Genomic DNA, 16,314 nt, shown 5'->3' with positions numbered 1-16,314 from the left:
TGAGCCAAATCAACTAAGTCTAACCTCTTTCATGGGCCGTGATATGAGAAATAGCCTAGTCTTAGCTTTCGCTCTCCTCTTCTGTGCAGGTACGGGGGTAGAGTGTCGAGCGTATTAATCCCAGAGTATAGAGCTGCACATCTATGGAGGTACGCATTGCTCTACCCGAGCAGGTCGCCCTAAGCTACCACAAGGGGCTAGCCGATAGCTATGCCATCGAGGCCATTTTAGAGGGCAAGACGAGCCAAGGTTGGCTCAAGATCCCGCTACATCAAATAGGGGGTCGCAACCAAATCTCTGCCCACGGGTTAATTAAACAACTAGAGATCGAGGCACTCAAGCTTACATGGCAGGCAGAGGCTCCTAGAGAGCTACGCCTGACTCTAGAAGCCAAGAAATAAACCAATATTGATATTTGGAGATATGATAGAAAACAATCCGCAGGGGCAACCTCAGACCGAGCCAGCCCCTTCCAGCCTGATGCAACTCATTCGTGGGCGCGTTCGGGATATTTTTGACTTGACCAACGATAAGAGCAACGAGCACTTTACCATAGATGCAATCAAGGAAGACGTGGACTTCCGTGGCTCCAAGATGTGGATCTTGATATTTGCCATCATGATTGCCTCGCTGGGACTTAACGTCAATTCGACTGCCGTGATTATCGGTGCGATGTTGATTTCCCCTCTGATGGGGCCAATCATTGGCTTCGGATTGGGATTGGGAATCTATGACTTCGAGCTGATTAAGCGTTCGCTCCGTAACCTCGGACTAATGACCCTGATCAGTATCCTCACGGCGACCATGTACTTCCTCCTTTCACCTCTGAGCCAAGCTCAGAGCGAGCTGCTGGCTCGTACGCAGCCCACGATCTACGATGTTTTCATCGCCTTCGTTGGTGGGGCAGCTGGCATTATTGCTAGCAGTACACGCAACAAGGGAAATGTGCTCCCCGGTGTCGCTATTGCTACTGCTCTGATGCCACCGCTCTGTACAGCCGGCTACGGACTCTCACAGGGTAATTTTAGCTTCTTCTTCGGGGCGTTCTATCTGTATCTAATCAATTCGGTGTTCATTGGGCTCTCGACCTTTGTGATGGTGCGTGTGCTCAAATTCCCCTACAAGTCTTTCGTCAATCCCGAGCGTGAACGCAAGATCCGTCGCTTCGTCACGATAATAGCCCTATGTACGATTGCACCAAGTATCTACTTCGGCGTGATACTCATTCGAGATAGTGTAATGGAAGATGGGGCTAATCGTTTCGTACTGGAGCAGCTCAATACCTCAACCAATCAGGTGGTTAAGCAGCACTTCATCAATCAGGGAAGTGAGAAGAGACTAGAGGTGGTACTGCTGGGGCAGGAGCTCCCCGAGGAGTATCTCGATAGCATCAGAGGGCGTATGCCTCGCTATGGCCTAGAGAATGTACACTTGGTAGTACGCCAAGGCTTTGGCACGCAAGCCGAGGACGTGGATATGAAAGAACTCAAGAGCGTCTTACTACAAGACTTGTACGACAACTCGGACAAGATCATTCGCCAGCAGAGCAGGCAGATTGACTCACTCAAGGCTCTGCTCAATCGCTATAGTCGTTACTCGGATCTAGCTCCCGATGTACAGCAGGAGGCTCGTGACTTATTCCCAGAGCTTGGCAAGCTGAGTTTCGCCCCTAGCTTCTCCAATGGCGCACAGTCCGACTCGCTACTAACGGTCGTCGTAGAGGGTAAGCGTCGCCTTCGACCAGAGGAGGAGGCTCGCCTCAAGGCTTGGCTAAAGAGCCGCACCAAGGTATCTAACCTACACCTCATCTCGGTAGTCCAGTAGCTTCAGAGCACTGTTCATAGACTAAAGGGTTGTGCTATCTGTTGGCACAGCCCTTTTGTATTATGAATCGGAGGGATAATCTGCCTGCCCCTCAGAAGTATATCTAAGAAAGCATTTGCGGAGAAAATGTATCTTTGTTAAGAAATGTATTTGAGTAAAATCGTTGTTGCTTAGAAATCAATATAGAGTATGAAAAGGACTATCGGCTTGGTCTACCTCTGCGTACTGCTCTGTCTGCTAGGATGGATAAGAGTAGATGCCCAGCGCACTGCCCAATATACCACGCAAGCTAGTAAGCTCAAACAAGAGCTTCGTCAGGCCCAAAAGCTCCGTCAGCCCAAAACGGCTCTAGATAAGGCACAGAGCTTGATGCGTCTGGCCGAGCGCAACCGACAGCTATCCGATTTGCTCCTCGCTCTAGTCGCTAGTCGTGATGCCAATAGGAGCATCAGTGCCGACCATGATGCGGAGGTATTCGTCCAGCTCGCTCGGGTGGCTCAGCTCAGTTGGCTCAACCCCGAGGAGCGCAGTCTGCTTAGTGCTGTTACACATAGCCTATATGAAGACTATCAATATAGGAGTCGCTACTACATACGGCGCAACCCCATGGAGGAAGGCGAGGAGTACGACGCGATCGACCCACGTCGTTGGTCGGATAGCCTCTATCGGCAGAAGCTAGAAGCCCTCGCTCGGGAAGCTCTCAAGGATCGCCGTGTGCTACATCAGCCGATGCGCCATGAGCTTCCACCGAGTGTGAGTAGAGGTGCATCCAAGTGGAACAGTACACTCGGCAGCTATGTGTATCAGCTTCTCGTCTATCGCTCGGGGGAGATCTCTCCCCTCATCTTGGCTAGTTTGCAGGCGTATGTGCAGGATCTGCCGATTGGAGCAGAGCGTCTGCACGCCGACTACTTCCTTCTAGAGCATAAGTATAAGGATGCATCCCATAGAGAGAAAGAACTCTGTCGCCAATTCCTTGATACATACGCTGGCCAGATCGAGGTGATGCAGTATATCACGGATATCAGCCAAAAACTCTATGAGCCGAGCGAGCCACGCCGAGCGGTGGAGCTACTCGACCGTTACCTACAGCGATTTGGCTCTAAGGCGTCGCCCACTCTAGTACGCTCCATTAGGGAGTATCGCTCGGGGTTATTAGTGGCTTCTCTAGACTACGAAGTCGGGACGAACATCGTCACGGGGCATCGTGTGCAGATGCTTCGACTAAATCATACGCTAGTGGATAGCGTTCGCCTCAAGCTCTACCACACACCATCGGTGCTACTTAATCTAGATGAGCAGTACGATCCTCAACAGCTCCACTTAGAGCAGGAGCGCACCATCGCCCTTCTTCCAGACAGTCTATGGGGGAGCCGAAGTGATACGCTACGTCTGGAGCATCGCCACAGAGGATTGTACTATCTACATCTTGAGCCCGTGCGTAGCCCACAAGCCTCCTCTCTGCGCAAAGCCTATCATAGCGATAGATATATTAGGTACTATGTGACGGATCAATTCGTCATCAATCACGAGGCGCAAGGTGTACGAGGAGGGCATCTACAGTGGCTAGATGCCCTCTCGGGACGTCCGCTCTCCGCCCTCGCTGTGCAGATGAAGCTGAGCAAAGGCACAGAGCAGAAGCAAAAGACCGATGAGCAGGGACGTGTACAGTTGCCGAGCCCCTTGGACGGACAGTGGTACTCGAGTGTCTTCGTTCGTTCGACGAACCTAGAGGATCCTCTAGGGCTATCGGTCGGCATCAGTCGTAATACAAGAGAGCAAGGTGAGCCGAAAGGACAAGTGGAGGCATTGCTCTCTACCGATCGCCCCGTCTATCGCCCAGCCGATACTCTCCGTCTGTGGGGGTATCTCGCAGAGCAAAAGGCACACGCAGAATTAGCACGAGTCTTGCCAGAGGAGAGCACCGAACTAATCCTATACGATGCCAACTCGGAGCGTATCCAATCAATCCATGTGACGACGGATAGCCTTGGGCGATTCGACGGTCAATTTACACTCCCTCGTGAGGCGAAACTCGGGCGATATCGCATCGTTTGCGAGCGAACGGGGCGGTACATAACCTCCTCCAACGTCCTTGTAGAGGAGTACCGCAAGCCTACTTTCGAGGTCAAGATGAACAAGGCGGAGCGATTACTTCGCTTGGGGGATAGCATTGACTTGAGTATTCGAGTGGTTGATATGACAGGGCTTCCGCTAGCTTCGGTTCGCCTAGCCCCCAAAGTACAGATTACGGGGCGAGCTTATCAGCCGAGATACGGCTATTTCATCACGATGAGCCGTGAGCAAGAGGAGCTCAATCTGCCCGAATTGGTAACTGATGCAGAGGGGCGTGCCATGCTTCGCTTGCATCTCTCTCGGCTCAAAGCCTTCGACCAACTAGATCGTGCAGTAGAGCTCTACCAATACTATCGAGTAGGTGTGCAGGCCACAGCGACGACGGGCGAGGTGCAGCGTGGCGAAATTCGCTTCTCTATCGGGAAAGATTTACCACAGATTACGGCGAAGCTCCCCCAATACATGGAGGTCAATCAGTCCAAACAAATACTAGAAGTTAGGGTGCAGAACTCCGACTACGAGCCTGTGCCCTACCTCGCCACATACGAGATCCGTAGTCGGCAGAAAGTATGGCTCACAGATACTTGTAGCTCCAATACCGAGCGTAACCTCTCTGGGCAACTGCGTAACCTTCCCTCTGGAGCGTACGACCTCAAGACTCGGATCACGCTAGAAGACGGCCGAGAGCTCTCCGACACGACTAGCTTCGTCCTTTACAGATCCAGCGACCGCATCATCGAGGTCAAGGGGGCGCCACTTGTGGCTACTGCGCCAGAGCTCACGTATAGTAGCCGTAGATCTCCCCTCATTCACTATGCTTCGGCCCTAGAGGATAGTTATATCTATTACCGCACCGAGATAGACGGCAGGGTAATAGGCTACGGAATGCTTCGCCCTCGCCCTTCGTCGCTCAATCAGTTGATGATTGACTTGCCAAGAGAAACGACTGAGCAGGTGCGTGTGTACCTCTATACGGTGCGCTCGGCTCGGCTATACGAACAGACGTTTACCTTCTCTCGTGTGCAACCCGACAAGGAGCTGACTCTAAGCTGGCAGAGCTTTAGAGATCGGCTGAGGGCCGGCAGTAAGGAAACGTGGCAGCTACGTGTCTTACACAAGGGCAAACCCGTCCGAGCCTCCATAGCTGCGTGGATGTACGACAGTGCACTAGACGCTGTGATGCCACTTAGATTTACCCAGCTATATGCTCACCCTCTGCTCAGACCATTCTATACCCATGCCTATGGGTTGACAAACGATAGATTTGCGCCTAATGCGGTTGGGCAAATCAACTGGGGGGCAAGCCAAAGCGAGGACTACGATGTGTGGCATCAGTCCTTCGTCCCTCTAGGTAGCATGCAGGAGGAATACGGCGGTGGTAATGCTATGCTACTAGAGCGGTCGGCTGTACCGATGCAGATGTCGGCAGAGGCTGGTGCGACACGAAGTAAGGAACTGAGATCTATGGTGCTGGCAAAGAGCAGTGATATAGCTGATGATGCGACTGAAGCTCCGCCCGTAGAGGGTGGATTGAGGCAAGACTTCGCCGAAACGGCTTTCTTCCGCCCTCGAATGCTCACGGATAAGTCTGGCGAGGTGAGCTGGTCGTTTCAACTCCCCGACAATCTAACCCGCTGGCGTCTCGAACTTGTAGCTCATACGGCAGATATGAATACGGGCTACCATAGAGCCTACATCGAGAGCTATCGAGAGCTGATGCTCAAGCCTTACTTGCCTCGCCTCATTCGCCTAGGAGATAAGCTAAGCCTTGCGGCGCAAGTGCAGAATCTAAGTGATCGAGAGCAAGCAGGTTCTGTACGCCTAGAGCTCTTCCGTCTCCAAGATCAGGCCATTATTCATCAAGATAGTTTGCCCCTAACGGTTGCTCCTGCCCAGACGCAGGATTTTCACTTCTCGGTTGCGCTAGACCAGTCGCTCGAGCTAGACTCTATCGGCGTGCGTATGATGGCTCACGGCTCTGGCTTCGCCGACGGAGAGCAGCGAGCTCTGCGTATCGCCTCGTCTAGAGAGGAGGCGATACGCAGTGAGGCCTTTACGCTACTAACTGCCGAACAGACCAAGGTTGATCTCTCGGCGCTCTTCCCCTCGACGGGCTTCATCCCTGATAGCGGTCGGGTTGAGGTACGTGTAGAGAGCAATCCTCTTTTCCTAGCCCTGCAGACTTTGCCGACCCTTGCTCAGGACAATCTCGCCAATGCAATCTCCATCAGTTCGGCGCTTTACGGGCAGGCTTTGGCTAAGGCTGTCGCTCAAACTCCGGGGCTACAGCATTGGCTTGCCGAGCGTCGTGCCGAGATGAGGGGCAGTCTGAGGGACGATAGAGATAGCCTGCTGAAGCGCCCTCTCTCGACCACACCTTGGGCTAAGGTCATCGCTAGCGAAGATGAGGGTAAACGTTTGGCCTCGCTGGTCGCCTTTTTCGGAACTCTAGGGCAGAGCGATCGGGAGGATCGTCTACTGCGTGAGCTTGCCGAGCTACAGGGGAGCGATGGTCTATGGCCTTGGTTTGCCCGTATGCGTGGCAGTCTGTACACGACAACCTATGTGATGCGTCAGCTGGTACGACTACGCCAGCTCAATCCCAGAGCAGTGGATACTCGACGCACCGAGCTGATGCTCCAGAGAGGGCATCAGGCACTTGACAAGGCTATGGCGGAGCTGATGCAGCAAATCCAAGAGGCCGAGCGTAAATCTAAGCAAATACATGGGCAGATCTCTAGCCTAGAGCTGAACTACCTCTATATTCTAGAGTTGAATAAGCGAGCCAAGTCCGAGACGAATGTTGCCCAGAGGCGATTCTTCCTTGAGCGTCTGCGTCGTGGTGCACACGAGCTGCCGCTATGGGCTAAGCCACAAGCTGCTATTGCCCTCGCTGAGTACGATAGGCCGCTGGCTCTACTCCTCGTGGAGTCCCTGCGTCAGCACTTGAGCGACGCAGAGGTCGGTGCATTCTTCGCTCAGATCAGCACGGGTGGTTATTGGTGGATTAATCGCTCCTATACTATGGTTACGGAGATGATCGAGGCACTACGCCTACTCGCTCCAGAAGACAAGGCTACGCTTCACTCCTTGCAGCAGTGGTTGCTCAACCAGAAGCGCTCGGTTCGCTGGGAGAGTACGACGGCTACGGCGGAGGCTCTATATGCCCTATTCGTTGGCTTTGGTAGTACGGAGCTTCGTGAGCCTAATCGCACGGAGCTGACCCTAAGGCGAGCTGATGGCACAGAGTTAGTCCAATCGGGCGAACGCATTAGGCTCGTCGAAGACTTCGATCGAGCAAGCTATCCTCTAGCTATTGAGGCGAGAGCCCAGCACTCGGGTCAAGTCTGGGGAGCGGCCACTGCACGCTATATGCTCCCAAGCATCGAGGAGCGTGCCTCTGGCAGAGAGCTACAGATCGAGCGACGCCACTACCTCAAAGCCGTGCAGGGAGGACGAGAGAAGCTCATACCACTGGCCACAGGGCAGAGTCTTGCCGTGGGCGATGTGCTGGTCACGAAGCTCATGCTCAAGCTAAGTCGAGAGATGGACTTCGTCGCTCTGAGCGATCCTCGCCTAGGCTGTACCGAACCTCGCCGCCAAACCTCTGGCTATGTGTGGCACTCTGGTGCAGGCTACTACTACGAGCCAAGGGATATGATGACCAATTTCTACTTCGACCGCCTTGGCCGTGGCGAGTATCAGGTCGAGTATGAGCAGTATGTCGTGCGCTCTGGCGTCTATCAAGCCACATCGGCCTCGGCGCAATCGGTTTATGCCCCCGAATATACTGCGACCTCAGGCTTTGGTGGCACACTAGAGGTGGCTGAGCGTAGAGAGTAGGTAGGAAGCTCGCACATGTAGAAAGCCCATAGGGGAGTGTTTGACCTCCTCTATGGGCTTCTTATTTTGACGAAGCGCCTCCCTGTCTGCTAGAGCTCTAGGCACATACCCTCGTTGGCCGCTTCTGTGCAGGGGAATATCGCCCGTGCCTCTGCGAGCAAATCGTCCGTTGCGTGGTACCGTGCCGAGTAATGGCCTATGAGTAGTCGCTTGGCTTCTGCGCTCTGTGCCATCAGCGCTGCTTCTCTAGCTGTGCTATGTCCCGTTTGGCCAGCTCGTGCCGACTCGCTAGTGAGGAAGGTGGCCTCGTGGTAGAGGAGTGTCACGCCCTTGATCAGTGGAGCGTTATTGGGTAGATAGGACGTATCGGAGCAGTAAGCATAGCTACGTGCCTCACGCCCACGCTTGGTCAGTCTGCTGTTGGGGATTACTTCTTCTCCCACCTCGCTAACGAAGTCCTCGCCACGCAGGATAGCAGGATACGCAGCTAGTGGAATGCCATAGAAGTCTGCCGAAGCCTTGTCTAGGTGTAGAGGGGTAACCTTCTCTCGAAAGAGATAGCCCTGCGTAGGGGTGCGGTGCTTGAGGGGAATAGTGCTGATCGTCACTGACCTGTCCTCCCAGACGGTTTGTGCTTGGCGGGTATCTGTTTCTGTAAGCACTACCCGATACGCCATTTGGTCGCAGAACAGCTCAAGGATTGGCTCAAGGAAGCGCTTTAACCCCACAGGGCCTATGATATGTAGGTCGCCCGTGCGCCCAAGCATACCGAGCGAAGAGATTAGCCCCGGAAGGCCGAAGCAGTGATCGCCGTGTAGGTGTGAGATAAAGATGGCGACAAGCTTGCCGAAGCTCAAGCGCTGTAGGCGCATCTGCCTCTGTGCACCCTCTCCACAGTCTATCATGTAGAGCTTGCCTCGTAGCTCTACGACCTGCGAGCTAGGGAGGTGGGCTACGGTGGGCAAGGCTGAGCCACAGCCAAGTATATGTACGTTGAAGTCGGACATTGGGTTTTGTTAGTTGGTTGTATGCCTGCTACCGCTTGCTTCGGAAGAAGCGTTGCATCAGCTCTCTTGCCTGCTCGGCTAGCACGCCGGTGGTCAGACGACAAGACCTCGGGAGAATCTGTGGCGAGAATATGCGGTAGCCGAACTTCTCCTCGCCTGCGCCATAGATCACACGAGATAGTCGCCCCCAGCGGATGGCACCAGCACACATCGGGCAGGGCTCTATGGTCACATACAGCTGGCAACCTACTAGATACTTACTTCCCACTACCTCTGTGGCAGCTGTGATGGCTAGCATCTCGGCGTGTGCCGTGGGGTCACCTAGCGCCTCTACTCTATTGTGGGCACGAGCAAGCACCCGTCCCCCAGCTACCACGACCGCTCCGATAGGTACCTCACCCTCGTCGTAGGCCAGCTGTGCCTCCTCGAGGGCGATGCGCATATAGTACTCATCGTCGTAGTGCAACCACTGCATGGCTTATCTCATTTCTTCTTCACTGAAGAGCATTGGGGCATCCAGCTCAAAACGTTTGATGATCTCCGTCATCATCAGCTCTCTAAGCCAATGGGAGCGGTTGTCTACCCGATACTTCTTGCAGTACTGGTCGAGGGCCTTGAGCTCTCGCTCGTTGAGTTTGACTATGAGCCTATGCGGACGTGCTGGGCGACCTAGTTTCTTCATCGCTCTAGAGGGGTGTCGGATCAGCTGTGTTTGAGGTCACGAAGTAGGATCCCTGCCTGTGGCTGCTCATAGCCTTGGCGAGTAATGAGCATAGCTTCCCATTGGGGGCGATAGTCTTCTTCATTGTCTATACGGAAGTCCTCGAAGCCATGTCGATCTAGCTTCTCTACAAGGTAGCCCACTGAGATGAGCTCTGGGTCTACTGCAGGGTGATAGTAGCCCTCCTCTATGGGGTCGCCATAGCCGATTTCGTTGATCACGCCCATTTCTTCTAGCTTAGCGAGTACTTGCCCGACCAAGCGAAGAGGTATTTGGCATTCGCTAGAGAGGGATTCGGCACGGTAGGGTTTGGCTCCCTCTTGGCCGAATCTCTGTATGATCTTGCTGGCTACAAGGATAGTCACGAAGTCGAAGTAGCGACGTGATGCCTTGAGCGAAGCCTCGCCGAAAGAGAATCTGCGAATGTTTTGTATCGAGTAGCAGAGCTGTGCCCCGAAGAGGGTAATCGTCCAAGAGAGCTGCATCCAGAGGAGGAGTAGAGGGAAGGCAGCGAAGCTACCATAGATAGCATTGTATCGTGAGATCCAGAGTACTCCGCTGATGTAGAGCGACTGGAAGATCTGGAAGGCAATACCTGCCAGAGTCCCCGAGATAAGTGCAGGGACGAAGCGTACCCGCACGTTGGGCAGCAACATATAGAGCGCCACTAGTGAGGCGATCGAGAAGATGTAGGGGATCAGGTTGAGAGAAAACTCCATGACCGAGCTGATAATCATCACATCGGGCGAAACCATATTGCGTACAGCGGTCCCGAGGAGCGTCACGACACTAGAGCCTGTGAGTAGGATCGGTAGTAGGAGGAAGAACCCGAAGTAGTCTAGGATACGCCTAGACCACGGACGGCTATGGGGTGCCTGCCAGATGCTGTTGAGTGCGTCCTCGATAGAGGCAATCAGCATCAAGACGGTGTAGAGCAAAACGATCAGACCGAAGCCGATGAAGAGCCCACCTTGTACCTGCTCAAGATAGTTCTCGACATAGACAAAGACCTGTGATAGCTGGTCTTCTTGCCCGGGAAAGGCCTCGACAAGTGCATCATGGACTACAGCTTGTAGCCCGAAGCCCTTGGCGATACCTACTATTACTGCCAGCATAGGCACGATGGATAGGACGGTACTATAAGTGAGTGAGGCTGCACGGCTCATCAGATCGTCGAAGATGAAGCTCTTGGTGGCCATGTATAGCACTTTGATGGTGTTGGCAATTAGCCTGAAGGGTTGTGGGATCTCATCAGGGCTTAGACGCCACATATCAAGGGTAATAAAGCGGAAGCTTCTCAAGCCCCATAGGCGCATCTGTCTGATGCTTCGTTTCAACCAATTTTCTTTTGTCATAGACTACAAAGTTAATCAACTCAATCCAAGGGGGCAAAAGTATGGGTAGTAGGGCAATAAGGTTTTCTACGCTGGGGTGTGCGGTCTGGCGGATACGGATAGTAAAAAGCCCCATTCTCCAACGAGAACGAGGCTTAGTACCCGGAGCCGGGATCGAACCGGCACGAACTTGCGTTCATTGGTGTTTGAGACCAACGCGTCTACCAATTCCGCCATCCGGGCGGCGATTGCACCGCAAAGGTAGATAATTATTTCGATTGTGCAAGCTACACGGCAGATCGCACGCTCCTAAGTATCTACAAGGGGCTGTGGCAAGATTTGATATAGCCACAGCCCCTTGGGTTACTCAAAAGCTACAAATCTTATGGCTTGTAGGATAGGCCTATGCGGAAGTTGGTAGGCCTATTAGGTACCATTTGGTTGCCTAGAGCCTCTTGGTAGCTCTCCGTGTTCAGCACGTTGTACACATTGGCACTTAGCCTTAGGTTCTGAACGATTTGGTAGGCGATACCAAGGTCAAGTAGCGTATAAGCAGGGAAATGATTCTGTCTGATTTTGCGCTCTCCCTGATAGCTAAACGCGTAGTTTAGGCTCAGGCTCTTGAGTAGACCTCTCTGGATTGTGTATTCGCCCAAGCTGTAAGCCTTGTGCTTAGATATACCATCGACGGCAGTTCCGGGCTTGATGATCCCATCGTTCTCGTTCTTTTTACGATACTTGTCGATCTGATTGTCCCCGTATTTGGCGTCGGTATAGCTATAACCAAACGAGAGGTTAAGCCCTTCGATAGGGCTTAGCTTAGCCTCTGCCTCCACTCCTTGCGAGGTGATTTGCCCAATCTGCCCCGTGAGAGAGTACGTTACGTCCTTACCATTGACTTGGCGCACCTCTCTGCCGAGGCCAACGATGGTGTTGTTTTGGAGAATATGATACACCGAGGCCGATAGCTCAAGCCACTTGAGCGGAGTAGCTCTCGTACCTAGCTCTATCTGATAGCCACTACGAGGCTTGAAGAGCCCTACTCCAGCCTTCGGCTCGATCTCGTTGCCACTATTGTCGATATAGATGCGATTGGGTCTAGCGAAGGTGCGATCGGGGTTGAAGTAATTGGCGATAGAGCTGTATAGGCTTAGCTGCTTGATAGGTGTATAGACTAGGCCAAGGCGATAAGTCAGTGCGGTATCGTTGATTTTGTTGGGATAGGTATCCACATCTTGGAACGAATGTTTGCCGTCGGCCACAGCAATATCTCCCGAGGAGCGGTAGCTGTAGAGGTCGTACCTAAGTGCCGTCATAGCTTGTATCTGAGGGCTAAACTCCCAGATATCCTGCACGAAGAAGCCGCTAGAGAACGTATGCGATGGGCTCGCTTTGCTAAACTTGCTCTTGAGCTCTCCCACACCCTTGGGCTCGTATGCCGATACAATCCAAGGTTGCGTAATGCCATACACATCAGGGTCACTGCCCTCTAGATTGTAGCCCTTGTACGTTACTCGGCGCATATAGCTCACATCGACTCCTGAAGTCAGGTTATGCTTGATGAAGCCTGTATAGAACTTGGCATCGAGGGTTAGCTGGTTCTGGAAGGTCTTGGCGATATGCTCGAAGCGCAATGGGAAGGTAAACTGTACACGGCTTAGATCAATGTATTGCTTCTTACCGCCCTTACCCTTGAAGTAGTGGGCATACTCTGTCTTGTCGCTCGTTACATAGTTAAGCTCCTCGGTGCTGAAGTAGTCGATGTCGTCCCAGTTGGCAGAGGCATGCTCAACCAATTTGATTTGGGGTGTAAACGTGTGTACCCAACGTACAGAGCCGTTTAGATTGCGGTGATACATGAAGTCGGAGCTATTGTTGTAGCGCACACTCCTGTTCTTGCGAATGCGCTCCTCTACTTCTCCTGCCTTGAGGTAGAGTTGGTCGCCTTGGGTTGTGTAGACATCTGACGATAGGGTAGGTGGTAGACCGGTTTCGGTACCATAGAAGTCATTGTTGTGGCTCACTCGTATATCTACTTCGTCTTTGCTCCATCTACCGTTGAGTGTACCATAGAGTTTGAGTGTCTTGTCACCAAGATCTCTCCAACCGTCCTCTTTGCTGTATGTGGCTAGGAATAGACCACTCCAGCCAGCACCAAGGTAGTTGCCAACCAGAGCTGAGGCACGCATATAGTTCCAGCTACCATAGTTGAGGCTTGCCTCGATTTCTTTTTGGGCCTTGGCCTTGCGACGAGAGAGGAGCAGAGCACCCCCTACGGCCGAATGACCTTGTAGCACAGAAGCTGGCCCTTTGAGTAGCTCTAGGCTCTCCACTTCGCTCAGATCCGATAGGGGGTAGGAGTTGAAGGTCGTACGCTCGTCCCTCATACCATCTACCGAGATAGGGGCATAGTCAAATCCTCTTACATTGAGCTGTAGGAACGCACCATAGCTTTTGCCAATCCCACTACCACCACCGATGAAACGGATAGCATCTGTTGGGAGATAGAGATTGCGGTTTTTGAGCTGATTGACCTGTAGGCTGCTGATGCTTAGCGGAAGTTTGTCGAGTGAGACACTACTGCGAGAGAGCTGAGGTTGAGCTCTTAGGTAGTCAGCCACTACCTCCACTTCGTTTAGCCTGTGCGTGGTGATGCTGTCTGTCTGCTCTTGGGCAACAAGTAAACTCGGAGCAACCAAGAGACAAAGGGATAGAATTTTCTTCATCAAAATTGGTGAATTAATTGTTTTGGTTTCGTCTTAAATATTCATACAAAGGTACATCTTTTATATGCATCGGGCAAGCGGAGGCGAGCTGGGGCATCTCTGTACGGTGCCTCGCCTCTAGATCTCCGTGCCTCAACTATCCGTTAGAGCTATCGGCTACTTTGTATCGGCTCTGTGCATATCCTAGGAAAGCCCTCTAGCACTCAGTGTGGAGAATGTGTATAAGTAGTGGATAACTTGTATATACATCGCTCCAAAAATTGAAGGGAAGATTTTTTTAGATTGAAGGGAAGATTTATTAAGGTTTGTCCTACAATCCAAAAGGATTGATGGGTAGAAAATTTGAAGTATGAACCACAGAGGGATCAAGAGGCTATAGGTATGGATTTATTTGATTGATTTTTATTTGTTTATGTGTGTTTCCTTTGTGCCCTTATACCCACTAGCCCAAGGTGGAGTCCGCTTCATCGGCTTGTGTGTAGTCTAGGACAGCTTTGTGGCTTGATGCATCAGCAAATAAAAAAGCACCTACACAGCAGATGTTTCTGTCTGCTGTGTAGGTGCTTCAGCCCTTGGGCTTAGTTGAGAACTAGGCTACTAGTCCATATTACCACGAATGATACCACGGCTAGAGGCTCGGATAAAGCCGAGGATCTCCTCTCGCTCTGGGCATTCGCCTATCTCCTTCTCCACAGTGGCCAGTGCTTCTGTGTTGTTTAGACCACGCTGGTAGATGGTGCGGTAGATATCGTTGATGCAGTATATCTGGTCGTTGCTCATGCCACGGCGCCGTAGACCAACGATATTGATCCCGCAGTAGCAGAGCGGTTCACGCCCGACGAGCGTGTAGGGGGGGATGTCTTTATTCACTCGAGAGCCACCTTGGATCATCACGTGGCGACCAATACGCACAAACTGGTGTACGAGCGTGCCACCGCTAGCGATCGCATAGTCGTCTATCTCCACCTCGCCTGCCAGCTGAGTAGCATTGCCGATGATGATGTTGTCGCCAAGCACACAGTCGTGTGCCACATGGCTATAAGCCATAAGCAAGCAATTCTTCCCGACAATGGTCTTGCCACGAGATACTGTGCCACGATTGACCGTAACGCATTCGCGTACACGAGTGCCGTCGCCGATGATGGCGATGCTGTCTTCGCCTGCGTATTTGAGATCCTGTGGGATACCGGCGATCACGGCGCCCGGGTGGATCTCGCAGTGTTTACCGATACGAGCTCCGGAGTGAATGACAGCTCCGGAGTGAATAATCGTTCCTTCGCCAATCTCTGTATTAGCCTCTATCACGGCAAAAGGGTGTACTTGAACCCCCTCAGCCAACTTTGCCTCTGGATGAATAGATGCCAGAGGGCTAATAAGTGTATTTGTCATATTGCGAATTACTTATTCTTTACAATCTGGGCCATAAACTCTGCCTCGCAAACGAGCGTATCGCCCACGAATGCAAGACCACGCATATTGGCCATACCACGGCGAAGCTCTGTGATCAGACGGAGCTTGAATACGAGTGTATCGCCCGGTACTACCTTTTGGCGGAACTTAACATTGTCTATTTTGAGGAAGTAGGTTGAGTAACGGTCGGGTTCGTCCAGCCCATTGAGTACGAGCAAACCACCCACCTGAGCCATCGCCTCGACTTGTAGCACACCGGGCATCACTGGTTCGCTAGGGAAGTGTCCTTGGAAGAACTCTTCATTGGCCGTCAGGTTCTTCACCCCCACGATATAGTCACGTCCAACCTCTATGATCTTATCGACCATCAAGAATGGGTAGCGGTGTGGGAGTAGCTCACGGATGCGATTGACGTCCATCACGGGAGCACGATTGGGGTCGTACGATGGTGCCTGTGACTCGTTTTGCTTGATGTCCTTGCGGATCTTCTGCCCCATCTCATTGTTGATCTTATGTCCCGGGCAGGTTGCGATGATGCGTCCTCGTATTGGGCGGCCAACGAGCGATAGGTCGCCTAGTACATCTAGGAGCTTGTGGCGGGCTGGTTCGTTGGGGTAGATGATAGGGGCATTGTTGATATAGCCAAGCTCTGGAGCGATCTTACGCTCCACTCCCATCAGCTGGCATAGCTTGTCGAGCTCCTCTTGTGGCAAAAGATGATCGTAGATTACTAGAGCGTTATCTAGATCTCCACCCTTGATGAGGTTGCCTGCCATGAGTGCCTCGATCTCTCTGACGAAAACGAAGGTGCGAGATGCTGCAATCTCCGTAGCAAAGTCCTTGAGGTTGTCTAGGGAAGCATATTGGTTGCTCAGTACCTGCGAATCGAAGTGGATATGTACATCTACACCAAACTCCGAGTCGGGGAGTAGCAGCAGACGAGAGCGGCCGTCGGCCGATGTTACCTCTTGGCGTTGCTTGACGATGTAGTACTCACGATTGGCCTCTTGCTCTACGAGGCCGACACGCTCGATCTCCTGAACGTAACGGATTGCACTACCGTCTAAAATAGGAAACTCGGGAGCATTGACCTCTATCAGACAGTTGTCTACGCCTAGGGCATAGAGGGCTGCCATGGCATGCTCAATCGTGCTGACGCTTGCATCGCCTTTTTTTAGCACGGTGCCACGCTCAGTCCCCTTGACGAACTCCGATAGGGCTGGGATCTCTGGAGCCCCCTCTAGGTCTACACGACGGATAACCCTCCCCGTATTGATCTCGGCAGGCCTGAAGGTAATCTCGATATTAAGCCCCGTATGTAGCCCCTTACCCGAGAGGGAGAAGCTACCAGCGAGGGTTTTCTGCTTTTCCAT

General features: G+C 52.6%; 10 protein-coding genes and 1 tRNA gene. 3 read left to right on the top strand and 8 right to left on the bottom strand.

The window, feature by feature from the left end; genetic code table 11:
* Positions 1-143 precede the first annotated feature (143 nt).
* The 3 genes from HQ48_RS03590 (at position 144) to HQ48_RS03580 (ending at position 7,743) form a co-directional block, all read left to right on the top strand.
* Positions 144-401, top strand: a complete 258-nt coding sequence (locus tag HQ48_RS03590) for a hypothetical protein (RefSeq protein ID WP_044231716.1) — start codon at positions 144-146, stop codon at positions 399-401.
* Between the two features lie 22 nt (positions 402-423).
* Positions 424-1,824, top strand: coding sequence for a TIGR00341 family protein (locus HQ48_RS03585; protein WP_235300188.1), 1,401 nt, complete (start codon positions 424-426; stop codon positions 1,822-1,824).
* 189 nt (positions 1,825-2,013) lie between these two features.
* Positions 2,014-7,743: an alpha-2-macroglobulin family protein gene (locus tag HQ48_RS03580; protein WP_044231714.1), complete on the top strand. Its 5,730-nt coding sequence runs from the start codon at positions 2,014-2,016 to the stop codon at positions 7,741-7,743.
* Positions 7,744-7,832: 89 nt separating this feature from the next.
* Here HQ48_RS03580 and HQ48_RS03575 read toward each other — a convergent pair whose 3' ends face one another.
* From HQ48_RS03575 to HQ48_RS03540, 8 genes are all read right to left on the bottom strand, one after another.
* Positions 7,833-8,750, bottom strand: a complete 918-nt coding sequence (locus HQ48_RS03575) for a ribonuclease Z (RefSeq protein ID WP_044231712.1) — start codon at positions 8,748-8,750, stop codon at positions 7,833-7,835.
* Between the two features lie 28 nt (positions 8,751-8,778).
* A complete protein-coding gene (locus HQ48_RS03570; RefSeq protein ID WP_044189470.1) occupies positions 8,779-9,225 on the bottom strand; it encodes a nucleoside deaminase in 447 nt (148 codons plus the stop codon).
* A gap of 3 nt (positions 9,226-9,228) precedes the next feature.
* Complete coding sequence (locus tag HQ48_RS03565) at positions 9,229-9,432, bottom strand: hypothetical protein (protein WP_044189467.1); 204 nt, start codon at positions 9,430-9,432, stop codon at positions 9,229-9,231.
* Positions 9,433-9,452: 20 nt separating this feature from the next.
* Complete coding sequence (locus HQ48_RS03560) at positions 9,453-10,826, bottom strand: YihY/virulence factor BrkB family protein (protein WP_044231711.1); 1,374 nt, start codon at positions 10,824-10,826, stop codon at positions 9,453-9,455.
* Positions 10,827-10,964: 138 nt separating this feature from the next.
* A tRNA-Leu gene (locus tag HQ48_RS03555) sits at positions 10,965-11,048 on the bottom strand.
* A 140-nt stretch (positions 11,049-11,188) separates the two neighbouring features.
* Positions 11,189-13,531 (bottom strand): TonB-dependent siderophore receptor, encoded by a 2,343-nt coding sequence (locus tag HQ48_RS03550; RefSeq protein ID WP_044231709.1) that lies wholly within the window; start codon positions 13,529-13,531, stop codon positions 11,189-11,191.
* Positions 13,532-14,128: 597 nt separating this feature from the next.
* Entirely contained in the window at positions 14,129-14,920 is a 792-nt protein-coding gene (gene lpxA / locus HQ48_RS03545) for an acyl-ACP--UDP-N-acetylglucosamine O-acyltransferase (RefSeq protein WP_044231708.1), read from the bottom strand.
* 8 nt (positions 14,921-14,928) lie between these two features.
* Positions 14,929-16,314 (bottom strand): bifunctional UDP-3-O-[3-hydroxymyristoyl] N-acetylglucosamine deacetylase/3-hydroxyacyl-ACP dehydratase, encoded by a 1,386-nt coding sequence (locus tag HQ48_RS03540; protein ID WP_044231707.1) that lies wholly within the window; start codon positions 16,312-16,314, stop codon positions 14,929-14,931.

This window comes from Porphyromonas sp. COT-290 OH3588, assembly GCF_000769075.1.
Lineage (GTDB): Bacteria > Bacteroidota > Bacteroidia > Bacteroidales > Porphyromonadaceae > Porphyromonas.
Note: the sequence above shows the minus strand (reverse complement) of the source record. Positions and strands in the feature narration are given on the sequence as shown.